The organism is Aeoliella fuhlenseeensis (assembly GCF_052161615.1).
In the GTDB taxonomy this organism is placed as follows: domain Bacteria; phylum Planctomycetota; class Planctomycetia; order Pirellulales; family Lacipirellulaceae; genus Aeoliella.
On record NZ_CP197417.1, the window covers coordinates 748,263 to 771,038 of the forward strand.

10 protein-coding genes are annotated in these 22,776 nt (G+C 62.1%); 3 read left to right on the plus strand and 7 right to left on the minus strand.

Annotated elements, in window-relative coordinates:
• The first annotated feature begins 208 nt into the window (after positions 1-208).
• Together SH292x_RS03025 and SH292x_RS03030 are read left to right on the plus strand one after the other, a co-directional pair.
• The gene (locus SH292x_RS03025) at positions 209-2,065 is read left to right on the plus strand and encodes a PAS domain-containing sensor histidine kinase (RefSeq protein ID WP_442484105.1); all 1,857 of its coding nucleotides are present in this window, start codon (positions 209-211) and stop codon (positions 2,063-2,065) included.
• Between the two features lie 88 nt (positions 2,066-2,153).
• Complete coding sequence (locus SH292x_RS03030; protein WP_442484106.1) at positions 2,154-4,469, plus strand: VIT domain-containing protein; 2,316 nt, start codon at positions 2,154-2,156, stop codon at positions 4,467-4,469.
• Between the two features lie 156 nt (positions 4,470-4,625).
• Here the strand turns inward: SH292x_RS03030 and larB are convergent, their stop codons facing one another.
• The 5 genes from larB to SH292x_RS03055 form a co-directional block, all read right to left on the minus strand.
• Complete coding sequence (larB, locus tag SH292x_RS03035) at positions 4,626-5,330, minus strand: nickel pincer cofactor biosynthesis protein LarB (protein WP_442484107.1); 705 nt, start codon at positions 5,328-5,330, stop codon at positions 4,626-4,628.
• A complete protein-coding gene (locus SH292x_RS03040; protein ID WP_442484108.1) occupies positions 5,327-7,642 on the minus strand; it encodes a dockerin type I domain-containing protein in 2,316 nt (771 codons plus the stop codon). The genes larB and SH292x_RS03040 overlap by 4 nt, the downstream gene beginning before the upstream one ends.
• A 163-nt stretch (positions 7,643-7,805) precedes the next feature.
• Positions 7,806-8,630: an ExeA family protein gene (locus tag SH292x_RS03045; protein WP_442484109.1), complete on the minus strand. Its 825-nt coding sequence runs from the start codon at positions 8,628-8,630 to the stop codon at positions 7,806-7,808.
• 41 nt (positions 8,631-8,671) lie between these two features.
• On the minus strand, positions 8,672-9,571 hold the full coding sequence (locus SH292x_RS03050; protein WP_442484110.1) for a tyrosine-protein kinase family protein: 900 nt from the start codon (positions 9,569-9,571) through the stop codon (positions 8,672-8,674).
• Positions 9,568-10,575, minus strand: a complete 1,008-nt coding sequence (locus SH292x_RS03055) for a hypothetical protein (protein WP_442484111.1) — start codon at positions 10,573-10,575, stop codon at positions 9,568-9,570. The genes SH292x_RS03050 and SH292x_RS03055 overlap by 4 nt, the downstream gene beginning before the upstream one ends.
• Before the next feature lie 325 nt (positions 10,576-10,900).
• Between SH292x_RS03055 and SH292x_RS03060 the strand changes: the two genes are divergently transcribed.
• Positions 10,901-11,293, plus strand: coding sequence for an FxLYD domain-containing protein (locus tag SH292x_RS03060; protein WP_442484112.1), 393 nt, complete (start codon positions 10,901-10,903; stop codon positions 11,291-11,293).
• 21 nt (positions 11,294-11,314) lie between these two features.
• On the opposite strand, the gene SH292x_RS03065 is transcribed toward SH292x_RS03060, so the two are convergent.
• Both SH292x_RS03065 and SH292x_RS03070 read right to left on the minus strand, forming a co-directional pair.
• Entirely contained in the window at positions 11,315-16,483 is a 5,169-nt protein-coding gene (locus SH292x_RS03065; protein WP_442484113.1) for a protein kinase domain-containing protein, read from the minus strand.
• Between the two features lie 136 nt (positions 16,484-16,619).
• On the minus strand, positions 16,620-22,502 hold the full coding sequence (locus tag SH292x_RS03070; protein ID WP_442484114.1) for a PKD domain-containing protein: 5,883 nt from the start codon (positions 22,500-22,502) through the stop codon (positions 16,620-16,622).
• Positions 22,503-22,776 lie beyond the last annotated feature (274 nt).

A 22,776-nucleotide genomic window follows, 5' to 3' on the forward strand; every position in this document is an offset into this window, starting at 1 on the left:
AACCCCCGTAGCGAAGTTGCCGATCGCAACGTGTGGGCGGCACTGAGGGTTTTCCACATCGGAGCAGTTCGGTCAGCTTCCCGGCAAGTGTGACGCTAGCTTTAAGCTGAGACCCCGCCTGAGTGGGGGATCAAGCGTTCGCGTGGGGCAGACGTTTAATAGACGACCATGGCGAGTTGCTGGAGATCGAGCGTTGGACTTTGTATCGTTGAAAAACCGTAGCCTCGTCACGGCGTGGTTCATCCTCATAGTAGGGGGAACTGCGTCGGTGCTGATGGCGTGGCATGAGATCTATCGCAAGAGCGATCTTGCAGGATCGCTGTTCGTGCTAGGGATGTTGGTGACAGCGCTGGTCGCCTATCTTGCACAGCGGCAGGGGCGCGAACTGCGCCGCGCGACGAAGCTTGCCGAGGACATGACCGAGCAACTTCGCCGGTTGGCGATGGTGGCTGAGCGGACGACCAATGGCGTGATCATCACCGACGCCGACCGGCGAATCGTGTGGGTGAACGAAGGCTACACACGCATCACCGGCTACTCGCCTGAAGAGTCGATGGGACAGAACCCGGGACACCTGCTGCAATGCCCGGCCTCGGATTCCGAGGACCTGCGAAAGATGCGAGAAGCCGTGCGAAACGGAGAGTCGTTCCAAGGCGAGGTGCTCAATCGCGCACGCGATGGGCGCGAGTACTGGATCGACCTCGAGATCCAGCCCATGCATGACGATAGTGGAACGCTCACGGGTTTCATTGCTATCGAAAGCGAAATCACCGCCCGCGTCCACGCCGAGCGTCGAGCCCGAGCCATTGCCGATGTTCTGCGTGAAGCGCCAAACGAGATTTACTTCATCGATGCCAACACCTTGGAGTTCGTCGAAGTCAATCAAGGGGCGTGCGATCAACTTGGTTTCAGCCGTGAGCAGCTGCTTGGTTTGTCGGCCGTGGCCGTGAAGCCCGAGTTTACGCTCGACCAGTACCGATCGAAGGTGACGCCGCTCTTGGACGGAACGTACGAGCAATTGGTGTACGACACCACGCATAGTCGGAAAGATGGCACGACTTACCCGGTGCACGTGAATTTGCACCGCTCGCGGTTCGAGGATCGCGATGTGCTCGTGCTGTTCGTGGTGGACCTCACCGATCGGCAGACGCTAGAGGAGCAACTCGCTCAGGCGCAGAAGCTCGAATCAATTGGCCAGCTCGCAGCGGGTATTGCGCACGAGATCAACACGCCGATGCAATGCGTGATGAGCAACGTCGAGTACTTGCAAGAGATCTGCGCGAGCTTGTTCACGGTGACCGACGCCCATCGCGACTCGCTGTATGCCGAGGCGCTGAGTTGGCAACAGCGTAAGGCGGCACTGCATGACCTAGAGCAGAAATACAACTACGACAAACTTCGTCAGAACACGCTGGAAGCCATCGCCGAGTCCGTGGAAGCCTCGTCCCGCGTGGTCGAGGTCGTGCGGGCGATGAAGAACATGACCCATCCCGGCGCGGACGAAAAGCGATGGATGGACCTGAACGAGATGATCCATAGCGCGACGATGGTCGCCCGCAATCACTGGAAGTACTGCGCAACGATGGAGATGGACCTGGAGAAGTCGCTGCCTTTGGTGCCGATGTTCTCGGGGCAGATCAATCAGGTGCTGCTGAACCTGCTGGTGAATGCGGCGGACGCGATCACCGATCGTGTCGAGGCCGAAGGAACCAATGAGCTGGGCACAATTCGGATCGCCACGCGGCACGTCGATGGCGGGGTGCTGTTCGAGCTCACCGACAGCGGCTGTGGCATGAGCGAGGAAGTGAAAAAACGGGCGTTCGATCCGTTCTTTACTACCAAAGAGGTAGGCAAAGGGACCGGACAGGGTCTTGCCATCACGTACAGCGTCGTCGTGCAGCACCACCAAGGTCGTATTGAACTCGATTCGGAAGTGGGTGTGGGGACGACCGTACGCTTCTGGCTACCCGGCGAAGAGATGGACATCGAACTGGTGGACGAGGATGCGGACCAGTGCGTCGAGCACATCTCCCAGGGTAGCGATTACGTCGCAACGCTGGGGTAAGAGGAGAGATTTTGGGAACTTTCGCCGAACGCCGCTCGTCTACTGGGATAGCGAGTTTTTCCCGGCTGTTCGTTGCGAGGTGGTTCCCATGTTCAAGCTACCCAGATTGCTCAGTTACTTGGCTCTCTTTGCGTCGCTGGCTCTCGCAGGTCCCTTCGCTAGCGGGCAGGGGTTGCTGGTGGACATGTCTCCGCGGCATCCGATGCCGCTGCCACGGCCAATTCTTCCGCCACACCCCGAGACCCCTCCATCGAGCTACAAAGTCGAGTCGATCGACGTCCACGTGCACCTCGTCGATCAGGTGGCGAAGGTGACGATGAGTCAGACCTTCCAGAACACGGGCAGTCAGCAGATGGAAGTCTGCTTCCTATTCCCGCTGCCGTACGACGGAGCGGTGGATCAACTGACGCTGATGGTCGATGGCAAGGAGTTCGAAGGAAAGGTTCTGCCGGCGGACGAGGCTCGGAAGATTTACGAGGAGATCGTCCGCAAGAATCAGGACCCCGCACTCTTGGAATGGATGGGAAGCGGGTTGTTTCGCACCAGCGTGTTTCCGGTGCCAGCGGGGGCGAAGCGCACGGTGAACCTTCGTTATACCCAAGTCTGCCGGCAGGCGCAGGGGCTCACCGACTTACTGCTGCCGCTTCGCACGGCTCGTTATACCAGCGGAACGCTCGACTCGCTGAAGGTCACGGTGGCCATCGAATGCAGCGAACCGATCAAGAACATTTACTCGGCGTCGCACAAGGTGGACATCGAGCGAAATGGCGAGCGGCGTGCCGAGGTGACTTTCGAATCGAAGAACGAGATCCCGGCCAGCGACTTTCGATTGTTCTACGACGCGACGGCTAAGGGACTGGGGGCGAACGTCGTCAGTTATCGACCTGATAAGGACGACGCGGGTTACTTCCTGCTGCTAGCGAGCCCTGATATCAAAGCGACCAACGACAAGCCGCCGGCGAAAACCGTCGTGCTGGCGGTCGATCGCTCGGGGAGCATGACGGGCGAGAAGATGGAGCAAGCCAAGGACGCCATGCGGTTTGTGATCAACAACCTTCGCGAGGGGGACACGTTCAACATCGTCGCCTACGACAGTGCGGTCGATACCTTCCGGCCCGAGCTCGAACGATTCAACGATCAGACGCGCGAAGAGGCGCTCGGCTACGTTGCGGGGCTCTACGCGGGTGGCAGTACAAACATCGCGGGGGCGCTTGAGCGATCGCTCGGAATGCTCACCGACTCGTCGCGGCCTTCGTACATCGTGTTCCTCAGCGATGGCATTCCGACCACCGGCGAAACGAACGAGGCGAAGATCGTCGACGCGGCGAGCAAAGCCAATCACGCCCGAGCCCGCATTTTCTCGTTCGGCGTGGGTTACGACGTGAACAGCCGGCTGCTCGATCGGCTGGTGAGTGCAAACTTTGGCCAGAGCGAGTACGTTCGGCCGGAGGAGAACATTGAAACCGCCGTGAGCAACGTCTATCGCCGGATCAGTACGCCGGCGCTGACCGACGTGAAGCTCACGTTTGACGTCGAGGGGGCCAAGACTTCCGACGGACCAATCGTCACGCGGACGTATCCCGCTGGGGCGTTCGATCTGTTCGCGGGGGATCAAGCGGTGATCGTCGGACGTTATTCCAAACCTGGCGATGCGAAGGTGGTGCTGAGTGGTGCGATCGAAGGCAAAGAGAAGAGCTTCGATTTTCCGGCCAAGCTCGTCGAGTCGAGTGCGGACGACACCAATGCCTTTATTGCCAAGCTGTGGGCAGCGCGTCGCGTTGGCGAGATCATCGACGAGATCGATCTGAAGGGGAAGAACGACGAACTGATGAAGGAGCTCGTTGAGCTCGCCACCAAGCACGGCATCTTGACCCAGTACACGAGCTTCCTAGCCGACGAAACGAATGCTCGACCAACGGACATGGCCTTCAACCTTCAGCGTGGCGGCGAGATGGCCGAGGAGGGCCTTGCCGAGACCAACGGGCGGTACGCGTTCTCGCAGCGGGCGACGAAAGCCAATCTGCGTAGCGCTCCGCAGGCCGACGCGTTGTCGCTGAGTGGTTTGGGCGAAAGTCGTGTGCCGGCTGAGATGCCAGCGCTTGAACAAGAACAGATGAAGCGGCAAGTGGCACTTGGAAACTCGGTCTGGTACAACACCAAGGCCGACTGCGCCGAGGTGGCTACCAACATCCTGTCGTGCGGCCGCAAGACGTTCTTCCAACAGAATGGTCGGTGGGTCGATTCGTCGCTCAGCGAAACGGAACAGCAGAACACGATCAAGGTCGAGCGCTACAGCCGAGAGTACTTCGACCTCGCGTCCCAGCATGGCCAGCACGTGGGACAGTACCTGGCGATCGATGCCCCGGTGATGGTGCGAATCGATGGGAAGGTTTACGAGTGGTAAGTCTGTTGCAGAATTCGTCGCGGATGGACGCGGATTGGAGCGGACGGGCGCGGATAAGACTAAGCAAGTAGGAATGCCCGCGCTTTCTTGGAGAACGCGCGCATTCACAGGAAGGTTCTATCCGCGACTATCCGCCTAGATCCGCGACATTCGCGACTAATTTGTGTCATGAATACGCCGGGAGATCATGCCCGCGACGTAGCCGGCTTTGAAGCCGGCGTCGATGTTGACCACCGTGACGTTGGCCGCGCAGCTGTTGAGCATCGAGAGCAGGGCGGACAGGCCGCCGAAGTTGGCTCCGTAGCCGACGCTTGTCGGCACCGCAATCACGGGTACCGAAAGGTAACCACCCACCACGCTGGGAAGGGCACCCTCCATGCCGGCGACGACCACCACCGCGTCGGCCGAGTCGAACTCGGCGAGCCGCGCGGGGAGCCGATGCGGACCCGCGACTCCAACGTCGTGCACCATCGTAGTGGCCACGCCCATCCACTCGATGGTCTCGCGGGCTTCTTCGGCGACGGGTAGATCGCTGGTACCGGCGGTGATAATGGCGACGTTGCCAATCAGCTTGCGAGTGGCGGATTGCTCAAGCCGCAACGTCCGCGCGGTATGGTTGTAGCGTGCTGAGGGGAGCGCGGCGAGCAGTTCGCGGGCTTGCTCCTCGGACACACGCGTGGCGAACACTTCCTCACCGCGGGCGTGGAGTTCGCTGGCGATCGCCTCGATGGCGGCCGCGGTTTTACCGGCGGCGTAGATGACCTCGGGGTATCCACAACGGCGGGAGCGATCGACGTCGAGCGTCACCGCGTGCTGCGAAAGGTTCGGTTCTTGGGGGTCGTTCTTGGTGGGCTGGCTCATGCCGCCAGTTTAGTCCGCGAGCGACCGAGAAAAAAGCACACCGCCGCGAGGGCGATCGTTGCCAGCGTAGAGGGTTCAGGCACTTGGGCGGTCACGCCCGCGACTTCGCCCGAGCTGTTGCCGAAGTTCGTTTTCCAGAGCTGGTAATCGTCGGCGTCGATGGTGCCATTGCCATTGCCGTCCGCACCCGTGCCGGCGTCGACGGTGGCACCCAGATTGTCTCGCCACACGGTGTAGTCGGCGAGGTTCACGAAGCCATCGCCGTTGTAGTCGCCGGCGAGGCCCGGGAGTTCGACGAGGCCCGAGATTTCGAGGTTGCGGAAGGCGAAGACTTCCTCGTCGGCGTTGAGCGCCGCGGTGAAGCGGACGATAAGTTCCTGGCCCACGCCGCTCAGCGCCTTGGTGAAAGTGGCGAAGCTATTCGTCAGTAGTTGCCCCTCCATCAATAGGGGATCGTTCAACGTCCGAATCGCTCCGCTCTCCATCACGTAGTCCTGCGAGATTGCTTCGTCGACGGTGGCCTCGAACAGCGTGCTGAAGGGACTGCCGTCCATGGAGGTTTCGAAGCGAATGATGTCGCCACTCACTTCGAAGTCGCCCATCGCGGCCATGTCGATCGACACCTTCAGATCGCCAAGCGCCTGGGAGATGTCGAACGTCCAGGTGGCGGTAAGCGGGCCGGCGTTGTCGTTGTTCTCGGTATCGGCGACGCCAAAGAAGTTGGCGAAGTCGCTACCGCGAACGATGCCCGAGGCGTCCGACGGACTGCCGATCGCTGTGTTGTCTAGCAGTGCGCTGGCGGGCGCGTCGTTGCGATCTTCGATACCGAACATGTCGCCAGTGGAAGCGAACGCCAGCGTGCGGGCATCGGATCCAACAGGCAGGTTGCCCGCGGGTACCTCGGAGGTGAAAGCACCGCCAAAGGCGAAGGTGGTGACGTTCAAATCGTCGGCGACGTTGGGATAGAGGGCCCTTGCGATGACTTGCTCGGCGGTCGGGTTGGGTTCGCCAACCTGGAACGAGATGGGAATGTTGACGAACGCGTTGCCGGCACCCTGGCTCGATGATTGAACGATGATCGAACCCGACTTGGCTCCCTGCGTGCTGGTGTCGAGCGTAATGGGGAACGCCAATGCAGGGTCGAGAGCATTCCGGACGCCCATGCCGCCACCTGACAGAGCCCCCGTCGTTGTGAACGTGAAATCAAGCTCGTCGGCCCCCAAGGCCGTGATCGCACTGGCGGCGTTGCGGATGAAGAGGTCGAGGGTGACATTCTGCCCGACGCCAATCGTGCTGGGTATGGTTTCGGCCAGCGCTTCGAGCATCGCCGGGATTTGATAGTCGGCTACGACGGGCAGGTGGTCGCTTGCGCTTTCGAGGGCGTTGAGCACTTCGGTCTTCGTAAAAGACGAGATGCCTTGGAAGTTGATGGTGTTGCCGACGTTGATCGCGTTGTTGAAGGTGCTGCCGTTGTTGCCAAAGGTGTGGTAACTGTCGGGGATGTAGCTGAGGCCTTCGCTGTCGAGAAACTCGCCGGTGACGAGCTGAAAGTCGAACCGATCGTCGACACCCCCGCTGGCGAAGCCGCCGGTGCAGTCATTCTCGCACGGACTCTGTGTATGCCACTGGGCGTACGTGGAGTTGTTGGTCCACGAGCCGATCTGGTTGATGGGGTCGTTGGCTTGACCGGGCCCTTCGGAGATCAAGTGCTGAAAGCCGGGTTCGCTAGAGCGATAGGTGTTGAAGTCGCCCGCGAAGATCGCATGGGCTCCTTCGCCCAGAGCGTCGGCGTTGGCGCGGACTGCGATCGCTTCGTTGTACCGTTGTGCCGCTTCGGAGGTGCCGTCGGACGCCTTGTAGTGATTGTTGTAAGCGTAGAAGTCGGCCGCCGAGTCGTAGCCCACGGGCCGCAGTTGGTAGCGAAGTGTCTGCCGCGCTGCCCCTTCGGAACTAATCGAGCCGAAAGCGATCTCGTCGACGAGTTCGACGGTGTTGGTGTTGTAGACAATCGCTTGGCGAATACCCGAGAAAGGGGGGCCGCCTACCTGCACGCCACTCGCGTAAGTCCCAGGGCCATAGATGCCGTTTAGGATGTCGACGATCTGACGCGTGCTGCCGGTGGGGCTGAGGATGTCGTTCTGCTCTTGCAGCAGTAGCACGTCGATGGGCTTGGCAAAGCCGCTGTACGACTCTTCGCCGATTGCCTGGACCACGGTGTCGAAACCGGGATGCGGGCCTTGGATCGAGTTGTAGGTGACGATGCGAAGCTGAGCCTGGCTCTCAGCGGCGATGACCGCAGCGCCCAGAAGCATCAGAGTTCGCAATACGCGGTTGAAGTCCACCCGTTGGGTCCCGAAGCTGGTAGAACGCCTGCAAACCATGCAGTCTACCCAGCTATCGCGAATTCATCCATGCGGTGGCTGGTCCGCGAGGGCGGATTGCGGTTAATAGTCCGCACTTTACCGCAGGTGACAGCTAAGCTGCCCGGGCGAACGCCAATTCGCTGGCGACCGACTGTACCAGCGACGGGTCGACCACGCGGGCACCGTTGGCGTAGCCAACCAGCAGGGCGAGGTCGCCCAGGCGATTGATGCGGCGGGCGACGCCGTGCGAAAGTTGGTGCAGCGTATCGACCGCGTCCTCCGTGAACAATGGCCGCGTAGCACCGGCGTGGGCGAGGCGGTGCTGGACGTAGCTGTGCGTCTCGTCCGCCGACAGCGGATCGACCAGCGCCGAGATGTCGAGGCGTTCTTCCAGCCGCGGTGTGCGGCCAAGCGTCGAAAGAAGTGCGCTCTGTCCGATTAGCAGCAGCGTTAGTAGTGGTGTATCGTTGCGCTGCAAGTTGAGCAGCAGGCGGATGGTCTCGAGCGTGCCGTTGTCTTCAAGCAGGTGGGCTTCGTCGATCACGACGATGGGCCGCTCGCCCCGCTCGGCCGCGGTGGCGAGCGCCGACTCGATGCGAAGCCAGCTTTGATCAATCGAGGGAGTCACCGTGGTTGGTTCGGTCCCCGGATCGAGTCGCGAGGCGAGGTACGCGAGCAGTTCGCGGCTCGACATCTGCGGATAGATCACATGGACGATGGGCCGCACGGTATCGGGCAGTTGGGCGAGCAAGCGGTGAACCAGCAGCGTCTTCCCCACGCCACTCGGCCCGGCGACGAGCGCGGCACCGCGGCCGTTCTCGAGCGCGTAGCGAAGCTTGAGCAGCGCGCCCTGGTGCGATTCCGAAGCGTAATAGAACCCGCCGCTGGTCGTGGGTTCGAATGGCTTGGAGGCGAGTTGCCAGTGTTCGAGGTACATGGTGATTCGCAGAGGTAGTGAAGATTGGTAGCGAACGAGCGTTACGCGGCTTCGATCACGCCGGCGAGTCCCAGTCCCGCGGCCGCAAGGGCTTCGACGGTCGCCTCGACATCGGCGTCGGTGCAGTCGGGCGTCCGCGTGGCAAACAGGTAGTCGATGCCCATCGACGTGGCGAGACTGACTTCGCCGCGAGCCACGTTCCCCAGGTCGATCACCACACGCTCGTAGTGGCGACGAAGTGAACCAGCGGCGAGCGACGCGCGGAAGCGTGACGCCGATTCGATGTCGGTCGAACGCCGCGAGCCACCGAGCAAAAGGTCGATGCCGACGTCGTCGGCTGGTACCAGTGCGGATTGAATCGATTCACCCGCCGCGAGCACTTCGGGCCAAGACGCGTACTGCGACACGCCGAGCGCCTTGGCGAGCCCACCGTGGACGATGTCGCCATCGACCAGCGCGGTACGGCGTCCGAGTGCGGAGCTGCGTAGTGCAAGACAGATCGACGTGGTGGTGCAACCTGCCCCGGGTTTCACACCAACCACGCCGACCAGTGTACCAGTGGGTCCACCCGCAAGTTGGCGGAGTAGCGAGTCGTAACGATCGGCCGCGCGGGCGACCAGTTGTTGGCATATCTCCGGCCAACGGTAGGTCGAGGGCTTCTGCGTGCGCTGTGGCTGAAAGCCAAACAGCTCGTCGGCCTGGACCTGCGACAAGGGCCGCCGAACCGAAGTGCGGCGCGTGGTGGTCTGGGAATCGGTGGCAGGCGTGCTCGCCCAGTCGCCGACTTCGGACGTATCGATCGATTCGACCGCCATGGCGACCGAGTCGGTTATCACCACGTGCGCGTCCATCGACTCAGCAGTCGAATAGGAAGCGCGGACGGGTGCCACTCGCCGAGACGTGTTGTAGGCGTCAATAAAGGCCTTGTTCGTCGTGGTCATTGCTGAATCTTTTGGGGGACCGATTGAAGCTGATTCGACAAGCGTGCACCCGGAACTACGGGCTCGCTATTTGCTGTCGTCGGAAAGGTGAGCGAGAACGCCGGATCGCCGGTGGATGGATAGCCGGATTCGCTCGCGGGCACTTCGCTCTCTTGGATGGGCGTGATGTTCGGTTCGCGGTGCGGCGGGATCGGATCGAGCATTAGCGGCGCCGCGGGGCTTTCGATCGTCGGCGGAACGTTCTCTCGTTGAACCCTGCCAGGACCCTTCGCCATTCGCACGCTTTCCGGAGCCGACGCTGGTTGGTGCGCGTGTGTCACGTCGGCGAGCGGCATCGGGCCGATTTCGCCGATGTCGATGGTGTTGGGTGCAGTGCTATCGGGCGTCTTCTCGATGGCCGGCGTGCGTCCGTCCATCACCAGTGCCATCAATCCGGCGGCGGCGATCAGCGCGGCCAGCATGATCATGCGATGGTAACGCCGTAGCACCGCGTCAAGCGCAGTTACGGCTTCGTGCCAGACTGAGCTTTCGTCGCGCACCGTGTGCTGTGGCTGCGGCTGCTGCACGGGCGGTTCGACGACGCTGCTGATCGGTGGATCGAACCGCAAGTGGGTGATCCCTTCGCTCGTGGGCGTCGTCACTTCACGCACCGGCAGCGCGGGCGGAAGGCTGGCGGGAGGCGCGACGGGTGTGGTCGGGGTCGCGGTGGTTGTGATAGGTCGGCGGAGATGCACTTCGGCCGAGATCGGTCGATCCTGCGGCGGATCCACCCGCCAGTGCGTGCGGACGGTGCCGAAGTCGGTCTCGTCCATGTCGGCGGCAGCGACAAGCTGGTGCGGCTCGAACAGCGCGCGATCGATAATTGGTTTGCTCGTGGCGCGAGCGAGCTCCACGGCCGCCGGTGTCTGCTTCGCACCAAGCCATGGCACGCGAACCAACACAGGTGGCAACTCAGCCGCTTCGCATCCCTGCGGGTTCGGTTCGTAATTGGTGGCGGTATTCACTTGCCCTACGTCCTTGTAGCTGGCGGCGAGTCTTGGCTATTGGCGCGTCCAAAGCAGCGCGCCACAGCCGGGGCACAGGGGTGCCCATTGGCAAGTATCGGATTCGATTGGGAAAGCCTTGAGGATTCGTCCGGTTTTGCCGGTGATGCACTGCTAGCGGATTAGGCGTCGGGGCTTCTTTTCTCGGCGATTGTGCATCGTGATGAACGGGAGTCGCATGCAGTTTCTAAAACGTTCGGTCACCCCCTGATCGTGTGGTAGGGTTGCGTTGAGGGCAGTCTGGTTCTCCGTATTGTTTACCCTTACCCGTTCGCTCCGCGCCATCATGCTCCGAACTACCATCCACTTCAGCCTGCTAGCGATCGCCATGGTGGCGATGTCCGCCGCCGACGGTCGTGAGATTAAGACCGTCAAGTTCGAGGTACTTCCGTCGTCGAGCGTCGCGCTGCAATTCGAGGCGCGCAAGGTCGAGTGGGTGCTCGGCAAGGTTCGTATCGAAGGAACCGTGACCAACACGGGGCCCGACAACTACAAATGGGTCGAAGTGGTCTACACAGCGCTTGATCGCAATCGCAACGTCCTGGGCCGCGAGATCTGGCACGTTTCCCCGTTTGATTTGGACAGCGGTATGCGGGGCGAAGTGGATGGCGACTTGATTTATACCAAGGGTCGCATCCCGGCAATCATTCAGGTCGATATCTCAGGCGACCTGCCTTAGGTAAGGCGACAGCGCAAGTTGCTAGCGGGCGTCGCTAGCATCCTTGGCCCGCCAATCGATGGTCGGCCACAGCATGGCGGTGCCATCGCGGCTCGCGGACAACGCGGTGCCGCCGGTGGGCGAAAAGTCGACGGCGGTGAGATCTTGCGTGTGGCCGGCGAGGGTGAGTATTTCGTCGCCGGTTGACATGTCCCATAGCTTCGCGGTCACGTCCTGGCTTGCGGTGAGAAGTCGTGCTCCGTCGGGAGACAGAGCGACGCCGGTTACTGCCGAGGTGTGTCCCGACATCGTGGCGAGTAGCTCGCCCGAGTTGCAGTCCCAAACGCGAGCCGTGTTGTCGCGACCCCCCGTGGCGATGCGTTTACCGTCGCCCGAGAACTCGCCACACAGCACGGCCCAATCATGGCCCGAGAACGTTTGGAGCGGATGACCCGTGAGAGCATCCCACAGCCGCGCGGTGCGATCGCTGCCCGTGGTGAGGAGCTGCATGCCATCGGGCGAAAAGCGAACGGTATGCACACTGCCGGTGTGACCATCGATCACGGCGGGCAGAAGTTCGCCGCTGGTGGTCTTCCAAAGTCGTACGGTGCCGTCGTCGCTGGCCGTGGCGACCATCGAACCATCGGGCGAGAAATCGATGCTGTTGATGTAGCCCGTGTGGCCGCCAACGAGTTGTCGCACCGATCGCTGCGTGGCGACGTCCCATAGTTTGGCGGTGCCATCCCAACTGCCGGTGGCGACCAGCTTGCCGTCGTCCGTCGCTGCGATCGCCGCCACCGCCCCGTGGGGGCTGAATCGCAGCATGACGCGGTCGTTTTCCAGGTCGACGATCCTCGCATCGTTGCCGCCGATCGTCAAAATACGCTGACCATCGGGCGTGAACCGTGCGGTCCACAGCGTGCCGGCTGCTTTGGTCTCGACGATGGGGCGAGTGTCGGCGAGATTTGTTTGCCTGTCGGCGTTCCAGTCCCACAGCCACACCGATTGGTTCTCGGATGAAGTCACCAGGCATCGCTGGCCGTCGTGCGACAGCGCAACGCCGGTGGCCGAGCCCATATCGAGCGTGGCCTCGGCGATCACTTGGCGGGTGGCGAGATCCCACACGCGGACTTTGCCATCCTCGCAGGCGGTGAGCATCAAGCGACCATCGCTCGACAGGTCCATCGCCGCGACCCAATCGGGGTGAGCGAGCACACCATCGGCGACTTCGTTGCCCGAAGCCACGTCCCATTGCCCGCAGGTGTTGTCGCCACTGGAAGAGTAGAGCGTGGTGCCGGTGGGAGCGAACTCGAGGCCTGTGATCGAGCGGTTGTGACCCGTGAAGCTGGCGATTAGCTCGGGGGCGGCATCCGTGAGTTGCCACACTCGGATCTCACCCCGGTCGTCGCCGGTGGCGAACAGTTTGCCATCTTGGTGGAAGGTCGCCGTGGTGACTTCGGCTTCGTGACCTTTGAGCTCGGCAAGTCGCTCGCCGGTCGCGAGGTCCCAAATCTGCGCAACGTTATTCCGACCACCCGTTACAAGCAAGCGGCCATCGGGATCCACGCCCACGGCGCCAACGCGGCCGGTGCCGCGAAACTCACGTAGTTCGGCACCACTCGCGGCGTCCCAGAGCCGGACGGTATTGTCTCCCGCGCCGGTGACCAGTCGCTGGCCGTTGGCGAAAAACTCGGCGGCCGAGGCGAGGTACTCGTGTCCCTCGGAGAACTCGGCGACTTCTTTCCCTTCGTCGTCCCACAGGCGAGCCGTGCGATCGCGACTCGCGGTAATCACGTGACCATCGCCGGTGAACCTGGCCGCGAGTACCGCGTCGTTGTGCCCCGCGAGTGTGCGACTGCCGAGGCTCTGCGACTCGGCGTAGCCCATGATGTCCCACACGCGAAGCGTGCCATCCTGGCTCGCCGAAGCGGCGGCGGAACCATCGGCGCTCACGGCAACCGATTCCACGCGGCTGCCATGACCGCGAAGCGTCTTCAGCTCGCGCTCGTTCTCTAAATTCCAAAGGCGTAATGTGTTGTCGTGACCGCCGGAAAGCAGCGTCTCGCCACCTGGCCCAAACGCCACGCTACGCACCGCCGCGGTGTGGCCGGTGAGGACGGCGTCGGAAGTCTCAGGAGCTTCGTCTTCGCTGAGTTGTGCAACGAGGTCGACTTGACCCACACGATCGGGACTCCAGACACGGATCGTTTTGTCGTAACCCGCCGAGGCTACCTCGTCGCCCGACGGCGAGAACGCGGCGGTGTAGACGGGGCCATCGTGATCGGTGAAGCGAACCACTGGCTCGTACTGTCCCGTGGCGTCACGCCGCCACACGATGGCACTGCTGTCCTGGCTGGCGGTCACGATTGCCTTGCCGTCGGGCGCGAACTGCGCGGCCCACACCCACCAGCTGTGCCCCGCGAGCGTGTCGGTCGACACACCGCGTTCGAGATCCCAAACCCGCGCGGTGTTATCGTACGACGAGCTAACGAGCTGCTTGCTGTCGGGCGAGAAGTCAACGTCGAGCACGCCATCGGTGTGGCCTTCGAGCGTGCGAATCGGTTCGCCGCCCGTGGTGCGGAACACTTGCACCTTGCCATCGCTGACACCGGCGGCGACGAGCTTGCCGTTGGGCGAGAACGCCACGCTGTAGACGTACTGACCCAGCGGCGTGGCGAACGTCACGTCGCCCGTCGCGGCGTCGCGAAGCGTGAGCTTTCCTTCGCGGTCGCCCGTGGCGATCAGCTTTCCGTCGGGCGAGTACGCCACCGCGTCGAGCGGCGCGGCGTAGTTGTAGACCGCTTCGCTCAACTGGCAGAGATAACCCAAACGGCCCCACTCCCAATTGCGACGTTCGGCGGGCGAAGCGTCGAGCAACTCGCGGGCAAAGTCGTAGGCGTTCTCGTCAATCTTGGCTGCCGCCAGACCAATGCCGGCGATATACGCTTCGTACGCTTCGCGGTCGCGTGCGATGAGTGCCTCGCGTTCGGCGGCTCGGGCCGCCTCGGCGTTCTGTTCGGCTTTCTGGCGATTTTCGTTGGCGAGTGCTTCCTGCTTCTCGGCTTCGGCCTTCTGTCGTATGGCTTCCCTCTCGTTCGCCACCGCTATTTCGGCTTGCTTCTTCGCCTCGACTTCTTGCAGGCGGGCCTCTTCGGCGTTGGCGGTGGCCTTTACCTCGTTCTCGGCGGCCAGTTGCTCGTTGGCCTTAGCGATCTTCTCTTGCTCTTGGGCTTTGTCACGCTGCGTGAGGGCTTCGCGGCGACCGCGAGCGATCTCGACGTACGAATAAGTCCCCAAGCCGACGATCGCCACTAATAGCGCCGCCACCGCCCGCTTGGTCCATTTGAGCAGCGACTGTCGCTTGTAGCGTTCGCGTTGCGCCTTGCGGACGCGGGTAACGAGCTCGGTGTGTTCTTCTTTCGATTTATCGAGCAGCGAGTCGGCCAGGTCGAGATCGTCGTTCGCGAGCGCTATCCCTGCGTACTCAAGCTCGGTCTCGGTTAGCAGCTTGCGAGCTTTGACGTTGTCGGGCCACAGCGACAACGATTCGCCAAAGCCGTACAGCGAGCGAGCGAAGAGTTGGTAGTCTTTCTTCTCGCGGGCTTCTTTGAGACGCTGCTCGGCGTGCGACGCCAGCACCAAGCTCTCGGAGTGCGACAAGTAGGTACGCACCGCCGCTTGGAAGTCCTTCACCGACTGGTAGCGATCACGCTGCTCGGTCGCCATCGCCTTGAGCGCGACGTCTTTCAGCTCGCCCAGGTACTCGATGGGATCGAGTGTGTTCTGCGCCGCGGCCATCAGGCACTGCATCACGTCTCGGCCCGAGTGGGGTGGCCGGCCGCCGATGATCTCGTAAAGAATCGCACCTAGCAGGTAGATGTCGCTGGTGTGATCGATCTTCTCGACCGGCCCGCGAGCCATTTCGGGTGACATGTACGCCGGCGTGCCACCGAGCGAACCCGCCTGGTAGATCGACTTGGCGCTCGGGAACTGCTGGGTCACGCGGGCGAGTCCCCAGTCCATTACCAGCACTTCGCCGAACTCGCCGAGCATTACGTTCTCGGGCTTGAGATCGCGATGCACCACACCGCGTGCATGGGCGAACGCCACGGCGTCGGCCACACGCAACAGAATGTTCAGGTTCTCGTCGAGGCTCTTTTTGTAGAGCACGTCTTCCCAAGGCGTGCCTTGGACGTGCTTCATCGAGTAGAATAGCGCGCCCTGATCGTTCGATCCCAGATCGTAGATCGGCACGATGTTCGGGTGGTCGAGCTCGCCGGTGACCACCGCTTCGCTGATGAACTTGTCGCGCTGGTCGGCACCCACTTTGGCGCCGGGCTTCAGCATTTTCACCGCCACGGTGCGGGCGATGGACGATTGCCGCGCGGCGTACACGACACCCATACCACCCTCGCCGATCTGGCGGAGCAGTTCATAGTCGGGAGCGTCGCTAGGGCGAATGTACGACACATCGCCGGTCGGTGCGGGGCTGAGCGTCCGCGACTTCACGGGGACGGTCGAGCGCTGCGTGGGCTGTTCGCCCGACTCCATCTGGCGGATGGTCTGATGCTGAGGCGTTGCGAGGTCGATGGTCCCCGCCCACTGGCTGCTTAGCTTCGCGGCGAGTTCGGGATGCGTGGTGCTGAGGTCGACCGTCTTGTCGGAATCGAAGTCGATGGTCGCGCCGTTCTTCTCGGCGCTGGTTGGAGACGGGCCGAACTCGATGGTCTTATCAGCGACAAAGTCGACCGTCGAAGTGGGGTCGCCTTCCTTCCAAGTGTCCCCTTTCAAGGTATTGTCTTTGGAAGGGTCGCCCTGCGAAGGGCCATCGTCTTTGGCATCCAGATCGTAAACCACCGATTCGACGGTCGCGTCCGAGGAATCCGTCACCTCGGGCTCGATGAAGTCGACGGTCGAATGATCGTTGTCTTTCGCCGATGCCGTTTCTTCAACATCGATGTTGTCAACCGACGGGGGCAGGATCTCTACCGTTCGGCCGAAGGGCAGGGTGGCGTCGGCGTCGTCTTCTTCGAAGCTGAGCTCGATGTCGTCCAGCACGTTGTCGCTGGTGCTGTCGGGGAACAGCTCGAACGTCTGCTTTCCCGCGAGGCCCGAGTCGTCGAGCGCGAGCACGCCACCGCAATGCGGGCACACTCCACCGGCGGTTGCCGGGGTAGCGAGTGAGTGCTGGCAGTGGGGGCAGTAGCTCATACGGGTCTCAAAAGGTCGCGCGGGAAAAGTTTAGGTGACGCTGTGTCGAGGGCCGGGGAGATCGTGATCCCCCGCGGCGTCCCCCCAAACGCCTACCTTAGTGTAATCAAGATTTGTTCAATCCGGATTTGTCCAATTAACGGGGCCGCCGTCGTCGCAGCCGCTGCCAATGTCGGGTGTCGGCCTGGGCGAACGCCCGGTCGAGCCGGACGGCCCAGTCGGTTTTGGGGTCCAAAACCAGCGCCGCCGCCGCCACGGCCGACGCCGCCGCGACGCGACGGGCAGTTTTGGTGATTGGCGATCCCGGAGTGGGTTCACCCTCGCTGGGCAGTACCGACGATTGGTCGTCAAACAGATCGTCCGCTGGCTCGGCGGGTTCGCCCAGCTCCCCTTCTTCCAACGGCGGCAGTTCGCCCGCCGGGGCATCGGGAGCCGCCGGGTTTTGATTCTCTTTGGGACCCTGCTCGGTGGGGGGGCGATCCCGCGTGCCGTCCGACGCGTCCGAGGGGTCGATCGGGCGATGATCGCGAACCACCACGTCCAGCACCAGCCGCTCCGACTGGTTGTCGCTCCGCACCATGTAGATGCGGTAATGATTGTCCGGCAGGCGAGCGAACAGTTTGCTCAGGTCGTCCATCGCGCCGTCCGGCAGGCGAATGCCTTCGAGCATCCGGCCGTCCGGCAGCACCACGTGCAAGCGGAAGAACCGCTCGCTGCTGCTCGATACGTCGCCGCCGCCTGATTCGATGTTGTTGGTCTGCGCGAGCTGCACGTTGCCCGACGTGTAATCGAACGTCGCCACGGCTTCGACAAGCGCTGGAAACTCCACGGTCGGAATGTCTGCCGAAGTGTCGATCGCGAACTTGGCGTCGTCGGTGCCGGGCTGACCGACGGCCACCGTCATGATGTTGCTCTCGCCCACGGCGAGCGTTTGCGGGTTGTGGAAATCGTCGTCGCGGATCACCACCGAGATCGGCACGTCGCCCGAGATGTCGTTGGGGTTCGGCGGGCCATCGTACTTGTGTTGCAGCACGAAGGTCCCCGGCGTAGGCCCGGCGTAAACTTGTTCGACCACCCACCGCTCGGCGAGTGGTAGGTGCTGGTTTTCGCCCCAAGCCACGAGGATCTCAAAGGAGTCGGCACCTGGATCGCTGAACGTCAGCGTCAATGTCGTGGTTCCGCCCGACGTGATGTCGATCGCAGCGATGCCGTGCAGCGTCGGGGCGACGTTCATCACGGTGATCTCGAACGATTGGACATGCGTGCCACCATCGTCGTCCATCAAGGTGACGGTGATGGTGTAGGTGTTGTCGATGTCGTTATCGGTGTACGTGTGGCTATCGGCGAGCGAACCCGCGGTCAGCACACCTTGCCCGCCATTGACCAGCGACGCGGGCAGCACGTTGGTCTCAACCGGGGTGCCATCGCCCCAGTTGATCGAGTAGCTGAAGGTCTCGTTCGATGCACCGCTAGGACGATTCGGATTGTTGTAGCCCGGATCGGTGAAGGTGCCGAGGTTCGGGATGTTGAGCGTATCGCCCTCGTTGATGACGAACGACTCGCCCGTGAGCGTCAATGTCGGCGCGACGTTGTTAACCACGATGGTGAAGGTTTGCGAGACCATGCCGCCATCGTCGTCGGCGAACTCGACGGTGACGGTGTACGTGCCATTGTCGGCGTAGGCATGATCGGCGTGGTCGAAACCGGCCTTGGTCGTCAAGCCGGGCGAACCACTCACGCGATTCACCACCGAGACGGGCGTGGTGGTCGTGCCATCGCCCCAGTTGATCGAGGCCGCGGTGAAGGTCTCTGTCGAAATCGGGGCGGGACTCGACGGGTCGGTGACGCTGTCGACCACGCCATCGAAGCCGGGATCGCTGAGTCCTACGCCAAGGTCCGCAAGCGAGAACTGCTGGCCCTCGTCGAGCACGTGCGGGGTGTCGACACCGGTAAGCTGCGGCGCGACGTTGTTCACGGTGACCGTAAAGGTCTGGACCGCTACACCACCGTCGTCGTCCATCACGGTGACAGTGACGGTGTACGTGCCATTGTCGGCGTAGGTGTGCGAGGCATCGAACGACGCCATCGTCGCCACGCCCTCGCTACCAATCTGATCGACGGTCGCCGACTGCGGCGTCAACACCACAAAGGGATCGTCGCCCCAATTGACGGTGTAAGTAAACGTCTCCTGCGAGCCGAGGGCATTGTTGTTGTAACCAGGATCGCTGATCTGCCCGATGCTCGGCAGTGTGAGCAGCGAACCTTCGTTCACCGTCTGATTCGGCGAGACGTTCAAAGTCGGCGCAACATTCGCGACCGACACCTGGAATGTTTGCGTCGCCGTGCCACCATCGTCGTCGGTCACCGTAACAGTCACCGTGTAAACGCCATCGTCCGCAAACGTGTGAGCCCCATCGAAGGAAGCGAGCGTCGGCAAGCCTTCGCTACCAAGCTGATCAATCGTGGCGTTCCCGGTGTCGACCGCGGTCCCATCACCCCAATTGATGGAATAGGTGAACGTCTCGCTCGAAGGCGGGTCGATGTTCGAGTAACCGGGGTCGCTAATCTGGCCAATGTTAATCAGGGTGAGGAGTGAGCCCTCGTTCACCGTCTGGTTTGGCGAGACGGTGAGCGTGGGCGCGACGTTGCCGATAGTGACGGTGAAGCTCTGCGATGCCACACCGCCATCGTCGTCAGTGACCGTGACGGTCACCGTGTAAACGCCATCGTCGGCAAACGTATGCGAGCCATCGAACGACGCCAGTGTCGGCACACCTTCGGAGCCAATTTGGTCGATCGTGGCGTTCCCAGTATCCGCGGCCGTGCCATCGCCCCAATTGATGGAGTAGGTAAACGTCTCGCTCGAAGGCGGATCGATGTTCGAATAACCGGGGTCGCTGATCTGCCCGATGTTTGTGAGCGTGAGGAGCGAGCCCTCGTTGACGTTTTGATTCGGCGAGACGGTGAGCGTCGGTGCGACGTTGCCCACGGTGACCGTGAAGCTCTGGCTTGCGACACCGCCGTTATCATCGGTGACAGTGACCGTAACCGTGTAAACGCCGTCATCGGCGAAGGTATGAGCACCGTCGAACGACGCGAGCGTCGGCACGCCTTCCGAGCCAACTTGGTCGATCGTGGCGTTCCCGGTATCCGCGGCCGTTCCATCACCCCAATTGATGGAGTAGGTAAATGTCTCGCTCGACGGCGGATCGATGTTCGAATAACCAGGATCGCTGATCTGCCCGATGTTGGTCAGGGTGAGGAGCGTGCCTTCGTTGACGTTCTGGTTGGGCGAAACGGTCAGCGTGGGCGCGACGTTGCCAACGGTGACCGTGAAGCTCTGGCTTGCGACACCGCCGTTATCATCAGTGACAGTGACCGTCACCGTGTAAACGCCATCGTCGGCGAAGGTGTGCGAGCCGTCGAACGACGCCAATGTCGGCACGCCTTCCGAGCCAAGCTGGTCGATGGTGGCGTTCCCACTATCCGCGGCCGTTCCATCTCCCCAATTAATGGAATAGGTAAACGTCTCACTCGAAGGCGGGTCGATATTCGAGTAGCCGGGATCGCTAATCTGGCCAATATTGGTCAGGGTGAGCAGCGAGCCTTCGTTGACCGTCTGATTCGGGGAGACGGTGAGCGTTGGCGCGACGTTGCCTACAGTCACCGTGAAGCTCTGGCTTGCGACACCGCCGTTGTCGTCGGTGACCGTGACGGTCACGGTGTAGACACCGTCATCGGCGAAGGTGTGAGCCCCATCGAAGGAGGCGAGCGTCGGCACACCTTCGGAACCGACTTGATCGATCGTGGCGTTACCGGTATCCGTGGCCGTGCCATCGCCCCAGTTGATGGAGTAAGTGAAGGTCTCAGTCGAAGGCGGGTCGATGTTCGAGTAACCGGGGTCGCTAATCTGACCGATGTTGGTCAGGATTAGCAGCGAGCCTTCGTTGACGTTCTGGTTGGGAGACACCGTTAACGTCGGCGCGACGTTGCCCACCGTGACGGTGAAGCTTTGCGAAGCGACGCCACCATTGTCGTCAGTGACCGTGACGGTCACCGTGTAAACGCCATCGTCGGCGAAGGTGTGAGCTCCATCGAACGACGCGAGCGTCGGCACGCCTTCGGAACCGACTTGATCAATGGTGGCATTGCCGGTATCCGCGGCGGTGCCATCTCCCCAATTAATGGAATAGGTAAACGTCTCGCTGGAAGGCGGATCGATGTTCGAATAACCAGGATCGCTGATCTGCCCGATGTTCGTGAGCGTGAGGAGCGAACCCTCGTTGACGTTCTGGTTGGGCGAGACGGTCAGCGTCGGGGCGACGTTACCCACCGTGACGGTGAAGCTTTGCGAAGCGACGCCACCATTGTCGTCAGTGACCGTGACGGTCACCGTATAAACGCCATCGTCGGCGAAGGTGTGTGATCCGTCGAACGACGCGAGCGTCGGCACGCCTTCACTGCCAACTTGATCAATGGTGGCGTTCCCCGTGTCCGCGGCCGTCCCGTCACCCCAGTTGATCGAGTAGGTAAACGTCTCGGTCGAGGGCGGGTTGATGTTCGAGTAGCCGGGGTCGCTGATTTGGCCGATGTTCGATAGGACCAGGGGCGTCCCTTCGAGCACCGCTTGGTCGCTCGGCACGGTGAGCGTGGGGGCGATGTTGCCCACCGTGACCGACAAGGTGTCTTGGGCCGAGTTGCCATCGCCATCGTTGATCGTGATGGTCACCGTGTAGATGCCATCGTCGGCGTAGGTGTGGGCACCATCGAACGACGCGAGTGTCGGCATGCCGATGCCGCCTAGCTGGTCGATGGTCGCCGTGCCCGCGTCGGCGGTGCTGCCATCGCCCCAATCGATGGTGTAGGTGATCTCGTCGGTCGCGGGGGTGAAGCTGGGATCGCTGACCGAGCCGATGTTCTCGATCGTAAGCAGAGTCCCTTCCGTCGTGGCTTGATCGCCGGCCACGGTGAGCGTGGGGGCGGCGCTGAGCACTTCGACTTCAAACGTCTTGGTCGCCATGCCACCGTCGTCGTCCGTCACCTTGACGGTCACGGTGTAGTTGCCGGCGTTGGCGTAGTTGTGCGACCCATCGAACGACGCCATGGTGGGCGAGCCAGCGAAGCCAATCTGGTCCATGGTCGCGGGGCCAGTGACGGCAGGCGAACCGTCGCCCCAGTCGATGGAGTAGCTGAACGTTTCGGTGGTCCCCTTGGTCGGATTGGCGAATCCGGGGTCCATGATCGTGCCGAGGTTCTCGATCGTAAGCGGCGCGCCTTCGAGCACCTGCTGGTTGCCCACCACGTTGAGCGAAGGATCGACGTTGCCGACCGTGACCTTGAAGGTCCCCATCGCGGTGCCGCCATCGCCATCGCCCACGGTCACCTCGACCGTGTAGATGCCATTGTCGGCGTAGTAGTGCGTGGCGTCGAACGAGGCGAGCGTCGGCACACCAGGACCGCCCAGCTGATCGATGGTGGCGTTGCCGGCGCTTACCTTTCCGTCGCCCCAGTTGATGTGGTAGGTGAAGGTCTCGGTCGTCCCGGCGTCGGGGTTGTTGAACCCCGGGTCGGAGATCATGCCGAGGTTCTCGATCACCAGCGGCGCGCCTTCCTGGGTGGTCTGATCGCCAACCACGGTGAGCGTGGGCGCAACGTTGTTCACACCGATCTCTCGCGTGGCCATGCTCTGGCCCATCGGATCGGTAACCACCAAGTCGATGGTGTAGTTGCCATCGTCGGGGGGGGTGAACTCGAACAGCTGCTGGTTGCTGGTGGCGATGACCACCGAATCGACGGAGACGCTCCAGTCGAGTTGCGTCCCGCCACCCGGTGCGGCGTCGGTCGACACAGTGACCGTGTCGCCCTCAGACGCGGGGGTGGGAGCAATGAGAATCGTCGGCACGGTGCCATTGAGTACGCGGCGGCGCTCTAAATGCCGAAGCGCGAGCTCCTCGGCCGAGCGAGGTTTCCCCGATCGCGACGAGTGCGGTGGTCGTTCAGGCCAGCGGTTGCGACTCATCGGGGGCGCGTTCCAGTCCAGACAGCGGGGGCGGGCCACCGGGGCACGCTTGGCAAGGTGGGTAGATTCGAGGGAGTTTGGTACCAGGTCCTATTATCACGAGCCGCCGGCCAGAGTGTCAAACTTTTGGCATGCCAAAACACCCCTAAAATCCCGTGAAAAACGCTTGACCAATCTGCTTTCGCTGATCTACCCGAGCTTCGCCGCCTCAGGCGCGTCGCGGACAATTGCTGCAGCAACCCGTCGCGGTCGGCCGATGACTGAATAACCGGTA

What these genes read in the sequence shown, in the direction of transcription:
- SH292x_RS03060 (WP_442484112.1), top strand. Translation starts at nt 10,901, where the DNA reads ATGCTCCGAACTACCATCCACTTCAGCCTGCTAGCGATCGCCATGGTG.
- larB (WP_442484107.1), bottom strand. Translation starts at nt 5,330, where the DNA reads ATGAGCCAGCCCACCAAGAACGACCCCCAAGAACCGAACCTTTCGCAG.
- SH292x_RS03045 (WP_442484109.1), bottom strand. Translation starts at nt 8,630, where the DNA reads ATGTACCTCGAACACTGGCAACTCGCCTCCAAGCCATTCGAACCCACG.
- SH292x_RS03030 (WP_442484106.1), top strand. Translation starts at nt 2,154, where the DNA reads ATGTTCAAGCTACCCAGATTGCTCAGTTACTTGGCTCTCTTTGCGTCG.
- SH292x_RS03070 (WP_442484114.1), bottom strand. Translation starts at nt 22,502, where the DNA reads ATGAGTCGCAACCGCTGGCCTGAACGACCACCGCACTCGTCGCGATCG.
- SH292x_RS03050 (WP_442484110.1), bottom strand. Translation starts at nt 9,571, where the DNA reads ATGACCACGACGAACAAGGCCTTTATTGACGCCTACAACACGTCTCGG.
- SH292x_RS03040 (WP_442484108.1), bottom strand. Translation starts at nt 7,642, where the DNA reads ATGCTTCTGGGCGCTGCGGTCATCGCCGCTGAGAGCCAGGCTCAGCTT.
- SH292x_RS03065 (WP_442484113.1), bottom strand. Translation starts at nt 16,483, where the DNA reads ATGAGCTACTGCCCCCACTGCCAGCACTCACTCGCTACCCCGGCAACC.